1 protein-coding gene is annotated in these 1,376 nt (G+C 68.8%); it reads right to left on the bottom strand.

Going from position 1 to position 1,376, the window contains the following annotated elements:
• On the bottom strand, positions 1 to 1,191 hold a 1,191-nt coding region (locus tag ACFHYQ_RS29255; RefSeq protein WP_394304374.1), incomplete at its 3' end, for an IS110 family RNA-guided transposase.
• Positions 1,192 to 1,376 lie beyond the last annotated feature (185 nt).

Genomic DNA, 1,376 nt, shown 5'->3' with positions numbered 1-1,376 from the left:
GGTTGCTTCGTCGTAGAGTGTGCCGGTTTTGAGGCAGCCGTGCAGGATGCCCACGAGCCGGTTGGCGAGCTGGCGCAGCGCGGCGTAATGGCTGACCTCGCGGGCTCTGATCTCGTCGTAGTAGGCGCGGGCGCCGGGCGAGGCTTGCAGCGCGGAGAACGCCTGGACGCCGAGGGCGTCGATGAGCCGGTCGTTGTGGATGTAACGGGCCAGGACGACCTTCTTCTTGCCCGAGGCCCGGGTGATCGGGCTGGTGCCGGCGTAGTTCTTGCGGGCCTTGGCGCTGGCGTACCGCTTGGGGTCGTCGCCGAACTCGGCAAGCACCCGGGCGCCGAGGATCGGTCCCAGGCCGGGCTGGCTAAGAATGATCTTAGCGTCCGGGTGCTGGCCAAAATGCGCCTCGACCTGCCCTTGCAGGACCGTGATCTGCTCGTTGAGCACGGTAAGGACGGCGGCCGCCGAGCGTACCGTCGCGGCGTAGGCGGCCGCCACGATCTCAGGCTGGCCCAGGTGCTCGGCCCGCAACGCCGCCTGAATCTTCGCAGCCTTGTCCGCGATGCCGCGGCGGCGGGCACGCTTGAGCGCCGCGGTGATCTGCGCGACCGTCAGCTTCGCGGCCGATGCCGGATCGGGAGCCTTGGCCAGCAGTTCCAGGGTGTCGGCGGCGGTCAGGTCCTCAAAGGCCTCCAGCGCGGCGGGGAAGTAGTCGCGCAGCGAATGCCGCAGCCGCTGCGCGTGCCGGGTCCGTTCCCAGATCAGCGTCTTGTGCGCCCGGGCGACCACCTTGACCGCCGCGGCCTGGGCGCTGTCTCCGGCCACGGTGCGCAGTTGGTGGGAGTCGGTCCGGACCATGTCGGCCAGGACGTGGGCATCACCGGCGTCGCTCTTGGCGCCCGACACCCCGTGCCGCTCCCGGTACCGCGACGCCTGCAACGGATTGATCGCGAACACCCGGTACCCTGCGGCGATCAGCGCCTGCACCCACGGGCCCCGGTCGGTCTCGATCCCGACCACCACCTGATCGGCGGCATCCTCGGCGTCCTCGCCGAGGTGCTCACCGATCATCGCGTGCAGCCGGGCCATCCCCGCCACGCCTTCGGGCAGCCGGGCCTTGGCCAGCCGACGGCCCGAGGTGTCCATCAACTCGACGTCGTGATGATCTTCGGACCAGTCGTCTCCGACGAACAGCAACGCTTCTCCCGTCTCCGTTGTCGATCACTGTCGGCAGCCGTTCGGGAGAACCATCAGCGACCTAATGAATCAGTGCTCACGCCCAGGCGGCGGGCACGACATCCCATCAGCGATCAACTCACCCGGTTACCGGCAGGGGCACTGTCTCTCACCAGGGCTCAAGGCCCAGGAGAACAGAGTGCTCA

This window comes from Sphaerimonospora cavernae (genome assembly GCF_042435035.1).
Classification (GTDB): Bacteria; Actinomycetota; Actinomycetes; order Streptosporangiales; family Streptosporangiaceae; genus Sphaerimonospora; species Sphaerimonospora cavernae.
Note: the sequence above shows the minus strand (reverse complement) of the source record. Positions and strands in the feature narration are given on the sequence as shown.